This is a genomic window from Bradyrhizobium sp. KZN70725, from assembly GCF_055264925.1.
Map to the genome: position 1 here is coordinate 1 of NZ_JBUYWT010000115.1, position 8,505 is coordinate 8,505.

Annotated in this window: 6 protein-coding genes; 3 read left to right on the forward strand and 3 right to left on the reverse strand. The window is 63.6% G+C overall.

What is annotated here, in order from left to right; genetic code table 11:
• Positions 1 to 408: 408 nt before the first annotated feature.
• The 3 genes from ACZBJS_RS41355 to ACZBJS_RS41365 form a co-directional block, all read right to left on the reverse strand.
• Positions 409 to 2,355 (reverse strand): glycosyltransferase, encoded by a 1,947-nt coding sequence (locus tag ACZBJS_RS41355; RefSeq protein WP_253588291.1) that lies wholly within the window; start codon positions 2,353 to 2,355, stop codon positions 409 to 411.
• Positions 2,352 to 3,707, reverse strand: a complete 1,356-nt coding sequence (locus tag ACZBJS_RS41360; protein ID WP_316399240.1) for an HlyD family secretion protein — start codon at positions 3,705 to 3,707, stop codon at positions 2,352 to 2,354. The genes ACZBJS_RS41355 and ACZBJS_RS41360 overlap by 4 nt, the downstream gene beginning before the upstream one ends.
• A 387-nt stretch (positions 3,708 to 4,094) precedes the next feature.
• A complete protein-coding gene (locus ACZBJS_RS41365) occupies positions 4,095 to 4,361 on the reverse strand; it encodes a hypothetical protein (RefSeq protein ID WP_057015418.1) in 267 nt (88 codons plus the stop codon).
• Positions 4,362 to 4,729: 368 nt separating this feature from the next.
• Here ACZBJS_RS41365 and ACZBJS_RS41370 point away from each other — a divergent pair, with 368 nt between their 5' ends.
• The 3 genes from ACZBJS_RS41370 (at position 4,730) to ACZBJS_RS41380 (ending at position 7,626) form a co-directional block, all read left to right on the forward strand.
• Complete coding sequence (locus ACZBJS_RS41370; protein ID WP_253588293.1) at positions 4,730 to 6,481, forward strand: PAS domain-containing sensor histidine kinase; 1,752 nt, start codon at positions 4,730 to 4,732, stop codon at positions 6,479 to 6,481.
• On the forward strand, positions 6,475 to 7,149 hold the full coding sequence (locus ACZBJS_RS41375; protein WP_076824640.1) for a response regulator transcription factor: 675 nt from the start codon (positions 6,475 to 6,477) through the stop codon (positions 7,147 to 7,149). Before ACZBJS_RS41370 ends, ACZBJS_RS41375 begins: the two co-directional genes overlap by 7 nt.
• Before the next feature lie 102 nt (positions 7,150 to 7,251).
• Positions 7,252 to 7,626, forward strand: coding sequence for a response regulator transcription factor (locus tag ACZBJS_RS41380; RefSeq protein ID WP_076824638.1), 375 nt, complete (start codon positions 7,252 to 7,254; stop codon positions 7,624 to 7,626).
• Positions 7,627 to 8,505: the final 879 nt, after the last annotated feature.

Below are 8,505 nucleotides of genomic sequence, written 5' to 3' on the forward strand. Positions count from 1 at the left end.
CAAGAACCTCCGAAGCTGCCTCCTGCGTCAGTTCCTTCGCCTCCGTCCGATCCAGCAAATCTGAAAACCGCATCCGTCGTACACCCTCGTGAATGGATGCCGTGCCCATCGTGCCCCCCTTGTTCCGGAGCACCGAAAACACGACACTTCACGAGCTACAAACAGGCGACAGATCACGAGCTACTGACAGCGTTCGACCAGGCTACTTGACGCGTCGGGCAACTCAGGGATACTCTTCCAATAATCCGAAATTGCGCAGATGCACACTCACCCCTGGGTGCAAATGTCATTTGCGTCCTTCTTTAACGCTTCCACGTCGTCACGGCCGATGGCCTGCGATAGCCCCGCCCTTTCGGGGAGCGGGCGCACCGCCTTCGCGGCCGCCATTCGACCTAATCTCACCGTGCCTTAGCCGAACAGCCGCATCAGCAGGGCCTTGCCGACCGGCGCGGCGCGCACGCCTTGGAAAGCGCGGACATATTCGCCGGCATAGAATGCGCGCACGACATTGACCCGGGTCGCGACCGCGTCCTCGAAGCGGACGCCGAAGCCGTCGCGGGTGCGCCGGACCACAGTCGCGGCGACGTTCTGTCCGTAGACATTGCATTTGATCAAGGAACCGATGGCGGGCGGGACGGGATCGATGAAGCGCGCACCGGAGATCGAGATGTCGGCCATCCGGATCAGCCGCATCTCGCTGTCCTGATGGATCAGGATCGGCTCGTCGCGCTCGAACCGCTCGGCCTTGCGGCGCCGCGGCTGCTCGATGCAGATGAAGCACACGATCGCGAGCACGACGCAATTGTACAGGCTCCAGGCCAGCGCCAGCCCGCCATAGGCGATGTTTTCGCCGCGCAGATGCAGGATGAAGGCGTAGGCGATCGCAAACAGCGTGATCAGCAGGGCGGCACCGTAGAGCCGCAGCAGCGGCCACTCGATGAAGCGGCGGTTGCGGTCGCCGCCCTTGGCCGTCACCTTGAATTTGTGGCCCTGCGGCCTGGCGAGGCCGGTCACGACCGCCTTCAGCACCGCGGGCGCCGCGATGTATTGCGACACGTCGGTCATGATCGCGAGCGAGCGGCCGCGCGAAATCCAGGCCATCGTGAAGGCGTGCCAGACATAGAACGGCAGGAAATATTTTAGCAGCTCGAACAGGTCGGCATGGACCGCCTTGATCCCGAACAGCAGATAAAGCCACGGCACGACCAGGCCGAACACCTTGGTGCCGTAGACCGCCGCCCAGCTCATGAAGGCGTCGACCAGCGACAGCCGGTCCATGAAGGCGAGCTTCGATTGCCGCGAGAACGGCCCGCTGCGGCCGCGGAAGATCTGCATGAAGCCGAGACACCAGCGTCCGCGCTGCGTGATGTATTCCTTCAGTCCCTCCGGCGCGAGTCCGATGGTCAGGCGCTCGTTCAGATAGACCGTGCGCAGTCCCTTCTCCTTCAGCCGCAGTGTGACGAGGTAATCCTCCGTCACCGAATCGGTCGGGAAGCCGCCGATCTGCATCAGGCCGGAGAAGCGGATCAACGATGAGGTGCCGCAGCAGAACGCCGTGTCCCAGGCATCCTTGGCCGGCATCAAAATATCGAAGAAGAAGCGCTGCTCGTCGGGCCACACATCGGTCGCCGCGAGATTGGTCTGGATCGGATCAGGGTTGATGAAGTGCTGCGGCGTCTGCACGACGCCGACGCTGCCGTCCTGCATCAGGCTCATCGCCCGGGTCAGGAAATCCGGCATCGGGACAAAATCCGCATCGAGGATCGAGATGAACTCCGGCCGCTCAGCCAGCCCGGAAACGTGCTGGAGCGCATGATTGATGTTGCCGGCCTTGGCGTGGCGGTTGTCCGGGCGGGCCAGATAGTTGCAGCCGAGCTCCTGGGCGAGCCGGCGCAGCCAGAGCCGCCGCCCGTCGTCGAGCACCCAGACGCGGTAGTTCGGATAGTTCAGCCCGGTCGCGCCGATGATGGTGCGCTCCAGGATCGCTTTCTCCTCGTTGTAGGTGCAGATGAAGACGTCGACGAGCGGCGCGTTTGCGGGCAACCTCGATCGGCGCAGGATCGCATTGACCTCAGGCGAACGGTCGATCGTGCGGCTGAGGAACAGTAGCGACAGGCACACCGCGATCATCGAGGCCGCCTCGGCCAGCATGAAGGGATAGCCGACCAGCGCGTCGGCGGTGAGGCCTGGAGGCGGCAGGGTGTGGGTCACCCGCCACGCGAAATAGTGGACCAGCAGGACGAACGACATGCCGGTCATCATGACGCGGGCCAGGGTCTGCTCGCGGCGGAGCAGGGGCAGGATGGCAAGGCAGGCGCCGAAGGCGACCAGCCCGGGCGCAAATGCCGCCATCATGACTTTGCCAGGTCCGCGTTGAACACCACGCGCCCGGTGCGGCCGACCGCGCAATCCTTGCCCGTGGTATCGAGCGCCGGCATCGAGACCGTGACCCGATAGGGTTCCTTGTTCAGCGCATCCGGATTGATCGCAAGGTTCGCGGGCGCGCCCGACGCGCCGGTGAGATTGACGATCTCGCCCTGCAGCGCGGCGCTGCCGTCATTCGGCTCGAAGCTCGCCTGCTCGCCGAGTTTCAGTCCGTTGTAGACGCTCTCGGTGACGTTCGCCGTGACCACCGCGCCGCTGCAATCGAGCAGCTTGAGCAAGGGCTGCCCGGCCCTGACGTCCTCGCCGGGCGACGTCATCATCTCCCAGATGCGCCCGCCGACCGGCGCCTTGATGTCGGCTTCCGCCCGGTTGACGTAGTGCAGCTGCTCGGCTGCGATCTCGTGGGTCAGCCAGTCGATCTCGGCGTCGGCATGCGCCAGATCGGCGCGCAGATCGCTCACGCGCTGGCGCATCTCCTCTTCGCGCTGCACGGAGCTCGGCCGGTCATTGTAGCTGTCGCCGAGATAAGTGCCATTCCTTGCCGCGGTGAGCTCGACCTTGGCGGCGTCGAGACGCCGTCGAGCGCCGATTTCGGTCTGCTGCGAGATCGCCTGCTCGCGCGTCAGGCGGGCCATTTCGACCGTCGACACGCTGCCCGACTTGATCAGCGACGACGCCCGCTCGACGGCGGCCACGGCCTCCTCCCGCCGTGCGGCGGCGGCCTCGATCGCGGTCTGGATTTCGGCGATCCGGGCCTCGAGCTGAAGGATGCGGCCGTCACGGAACTGGCCGGCCTGGCGGGCAAGATCCTGTTGCGCCGTCTCGGCGGCCGCAAGCTTGGCGGCCAGACTCGGGCGCTCATTTTCCAACCGCGACATCTGTCGCCGGAGATCATCGAGCCGGGCGCGATCGCCGCGTGCGTTAACGACGTGAAGGATCGCATCGCCCTCGTGAACCACGCTGAGCTGCGTGGATTTCTGCGGCTTCGCGCTCACGGTGCCGTCGATCGGTGAGCGCAAGGTCACGATCCTGGCGTTGACCACGGCCTCCACGCTCGAGGTCTGCAACACAGCCCTGAGCGGCAGCCATCCGAAGACGGTGACGATGGCAAGGCCAATGCCGACCTTGAGCAGGCGGCGAACCATCCGGCTTGAGCCTGCGGGCGCTTCGGGATGGGGAGCGCTATCGCTGGCCGGCTCGTCATGCTCCGGCTGCAGCCGTTCCTGCAGATCGCGCTGCAATCCCCGTGCGCCGTCGGCCTCATTCCTGGTGACGGAATTATTGTCTTCGGGAGGCGGCTTGTGCTGCTGTGCCTGATTCATAATGACCGGCCCCTGATCTGTCAGTGCGCGAACCAACGCACAGCTCTGCAGAGCGATGCCGTTGCCGGACAGATCCAATAATCAGGTGCTTCAAAAGCGGCTAAAGCGAACCGGGCATCTTTCGAAAAAATTGCTGCAATTTGCCGCCGTCGGGAGCCTGGCGCGGGAGCCGCGCCGTCGACCTGCTCCGCCCATCATTGCGGTGCGCCATTGCGCAGCCGAGGGCGTCTGCAGAACTGAGCCCGGAATCCATCAGGGCCGGGGCTAGGCGGGGAATGGATTCCGGGCTCTCACGGAGGCTGTGATCGGACCCGTCTTGCGCGACCCAGGCGCGAGCAGCCAGCGCTTCGGTCCCGGCAGCCTGCCGGACTTGGAATTCAGGGCCGGCTACCGCCCTGAGTCTGGCGCGTCGAATTGCGGCTGCAGCGCCGCCAGGCTCGCTCCCAGCAAGGCCAGGTAGCTGGCCTGACAGACCACCACGCCCAGATCGAATGCGTCCAGCAGATCGATCCACGGGTTGTCGGTCAGCGTGCTTGCTGTTTGCCTGCCACCAACGATAACGGAAGGCTGGAAGCTGCGATCGCGTCTCTGAGGCCTTGCCTCGTGGTCGACGTCGTCGGAGCAAACGATCAGATGCAGGCGCGCGCTGGGCATTTCAATCTCCGTCACTGATTGGCGATTGCTGAACCCCGGAAATCTCTGCCGTCGTCGAGTCACCCAATAAGCGTAGTCACCGGGATGGAACGGGCCATTGAACGGAGGTTGATCCGACCGTTACATTCGGTGGGGACGACTCATACTTGAGTTTAGGTCGCAACCTGGACCTGAGCGCGCTCAACGGCTTCGCTTTCTGCGCGATCCCACGGGCGTGGACCGCCAAAAAGGCCGGCGTCATCCCGCCCGGGCGGCAAGAAAGCTGCTAATATACAGTCTATTGGGAGGGCGACGTTGTCGCCGCTGATGGTAGCAGTCACCTAGCGACGCAGCGCGGCCCATGATGATGGCCAAGTGCTGGGCTGCCGATGATCCGCGACCCGACCACGAAGTCCTGGTCGGCCGAGCAATGGCTGCTCGGCGGCATGGTGCTGGCCTTGGCGACAACCTGCATCGGGCTGTTGCTAGGTCCGCAGCCGGCAGCTTCCGCCCATCTGGTTGCCCTGGCGCTGCTCGTCGCGTCGCTGACCGCCGCATTGCTGATGATCCGCCTGGTGGGCCGTTCGCAAAGGCGGATGGAAGCCATGTTGCGCGGCCGAGCCAGCAGCGAGGAGCGCGCGATGGAGGCGCTGCGCAACAGCGAAGCGCAATGGAAGGAGGTATTCGAGCACAACCCGGTCATGTACTTCATGGTCGACGCAACGGGACTCGTGCTGTCGGTCAACACGTTCGGCGCGGCGCAGCTCGGCTACACCGTCGACGAACTGCTTGGACAATCGGTGCTGCGGGTCTTTGCCGCCGAAGACCGGGACATGGTGCAGCGCAACGTCGCGGCATGCCTCGACAACATCGGCCAGACCCACAATTGGGAAATCCGGAAGGTCCGCAAGGACGGTTCACGGATTTGGGTTCGTGAAAACGCCAAGGCGGTGCGGCGGCTGGGCGATCAGCTGATCGTGCTGATCGCATGCGAGGACATCACCGAGCGCAAGCACGCCGAAAATGCGCTGCAGCAGAGTGAAATGTACCTGACCGAAGCCCAGCGATTGAGCCACACCGGCAGCTTCGGCTGGCACGTCGCCAGCGGCGAGATCATCTGGTCGGAAGAGACGTTCAGGATCTTCGAATTCGACAGGGCTCCTTCCATCACACATGCCACGGTCCTGCAGCGCGTCCATCCGGATGATCGCGCCCGCGTGCAACGGACCATCGACCGCGCCTCGCTCGACGGCAAGGACTTCGAACACGGCTACCGATTGCTGATGCCCAATGGGGCGATCAAATTTGTTCACGCCAGGGCGCATGCGGTGACGAATCTTTCGGGCGACACCGAATTCATCGGAGCGGTCACCGACGTGACCGCCCGCAAGCGAGCCGAGGCGGAGTTGCACGAAGCGCAGACCAACCTCGCACACGTCACGCGCGTGACGGCGCTCGGCGAGCTCGCCGCATCGATCGCCCATGAAGTGAACCAGCCGCTTGCCGCCGTGGTCACCAATGCCGCGGCATGCCTGCGGTGGCTCAACCGGGCGGCCCCCGATCTGAACGAAGCTCGCGGCGCGGTCAGGTCGATCATCAGCGACGGCAACCGGGCGGGCGAGGTCATCCAGCGCGTCCGCGCGATGGTGAACAAGACGACCGATCAGAAGGCGCCACTCGACGTCAATGAAGTCATCAACCAGGTGATCGGGCTGGTGCAGCATGAACTGCAGCGTCACCTGGTATCCTTGCAGCTCGACCTCGCTCCCGCGCTCCCGTCTGTCGTCGCCGACCGTATCCAGCTGCAGCAGGTCATCCTCAACCTGGTCCTCAATGGTATCGAGGCCATGCAGCCGGTCACGGACCGGCCGCGGGAACTCGTAATCCGGACGCGCCATGACGAGGCCGGGCAGATCGTGGTCACGGTCACCGACTGCGGCGTCGGAATCGCGACCGAGAATGCCGAACGGCTGTTCGACGCGTTCTACACCACCAAGGCCAGCGGCATGGGAATGGGGCTGTCGATCTGCCGATCGATCGTCGAAGCCCACCGAGGCCGCCTGTCCGTGACCGGAAATAGCGGCCCCGGCGCGACATTCCAGTTCACCTTGCCACTGCACGAAGAGGATCATGCATGGTGACCGGGCGCGCGGCATCGCCTTCTGGTCTGGCAAACGCCGAGGATCCCATCGTCTTCGTCGTCGACGACGACGCATCCGTGCGGGACGCGCTGAGCAATCTGTTCCGGTCCGTCGGCTTGCGGACCGCAGCATTCGGCTCGGCCCATGAATTTCTGCAGCGCAAGCCTCCGGATGTCCCGAGCTGCCTGATCCTCGACATCCGGCTGCCCCGGCTCAGCGGCCTCGACTTTCAGGGGGAGCTGGCGAAGGCGGGCATCGATATTCCGATCATCTTCATGACCGGCCACGGCGATATCCCGATGACGGTCAGGGCCATGAAGGCCGGCGCTGTGGACTTCCTGACCAAGCCATTCCGCGATCAGGACATGCTGGATGCCGTCACGACGGCGATCGAGCGCGACAGGAGTCGTCGCGATGAGGCCAAGGTTCTTGCCAACCTGCGCGCCGCCTTCGCGACCCTGACGCCGCGTGAACGCCAGGTGATGACGCTCGTCACGGCGGGGTTGATGAACAAGCAGGTCGCCGCCGAAATCGGTGTGGCCGAGATCACAGTGAAGATACACCGCGGGCACATCATGCGGAAAATGGCGGCAAAGTCGTTACCCGATCTGGTCAGGATGGCACAGATGCTCCAGATCGGACCGGCAGCCGGCGGGGCGCAAACCTAAGTATGATTCTCCGGCCCCGATTGGCGACGCACTGTGGTCCCCACATGATGCACACGCCAGAGGCCCTTCCGGCCCGGGATAACCTCCTTGCCCAACCCGCCAGTGATATCAATCATCGACGATGACATGTCGGTTCGCACCGCGACCGACAATCTCGTCAGGTCGCTAGGCTACGCGGTCGAGACCTACGCGTCGGCCGAGGAATTTTTGCACTCGCCCCGCCTGAATGACACATCCTGTGTGATCGCGGATGTCAGGATGCCGGCCATGAGCGGGCTCGACCTGCAGAGCCACCTCATTGCCAGCGGACACCGCTTTCCGTTCATTTTCGTCACGGCGTTCTCGGTCGAAAGCGATCGCGTCCGGGCGCTGAAGGCTGGAGCGATCTGCTTTCTGAGCAAGCCCTGCGACGGGGACGTCCTGATCAAATGCCTCGATACCGCCCTCAGGCAGCACAGCGCGGCGCCGGGTGCGTGAGTTGGATCAGCCATCACCAGGCCGGCTATACGCAAGGATGATGCCACAAAACATCTGGACAAGTTGCGCATGGACGGCGGCGGCGCGAGATTTCGCATCGTCGTCCTTCGGGAAGATCGACGGCGAGGACAGCACCAGACATTTTGATTGGCAAATGGCAATTCCTCGGAGGGAGGTCGCCATGCGTGCGGAACCGCGCTGCGCCCAGTGTGACAGCGAAGAGCCCAAGATCATCTGTTTGCGAAATCCGGCGGGCGAACGCTACTGCGGACGCCTCTGCCTCTACAAAGGCCAGGAGGACTTCATCCGCTGGCTTTGGCGCGCGAATGCGGAGGCAGCGTCATGACAGCTCGTTGCGGAAATCCGGCCTGCAAGCGGCCTTTCGGGCTGATCCGGCATAATTGGTATTTTGAGCAGTTTTGCTCGACGAAGTGTCGCGAGATCCACAAGCGGCAGCTGGAGCGCAACAAGGCCTATTGGAAGTGGCTGTATCCCTTCCCCAGAACCGGCGCCCCATCGAAAAAGCCGATCTGACGACGTTGGCCAACAACGCGCAAGGAGTCTCACATGACGACGGTCGATGCGATGCTGGTAGGAGCGATACTCGCGTGGGTGCCTTCGCTCGTCGTGTTCCTCTATGTCGTGCGCGATCTGCGTAACATGCCCAGCGAAGATCTCGATTGATCGCCACACCGGCGGCCGAAGCGGATTGCTGGATCGTTGTCTTGACGCGCCTCTTCACGCGAACCGGTTCCCACTCGAAAACGCTCTAGGTGGTGTGGACTCTAGGGATTCCCTTTTAGGAGCAAATCAGATTCAAGGCTGCTTTTGGGGAGGCCGCCTTGGGTGTGATGGACCGTTTGGTATTGAGCGACGCGG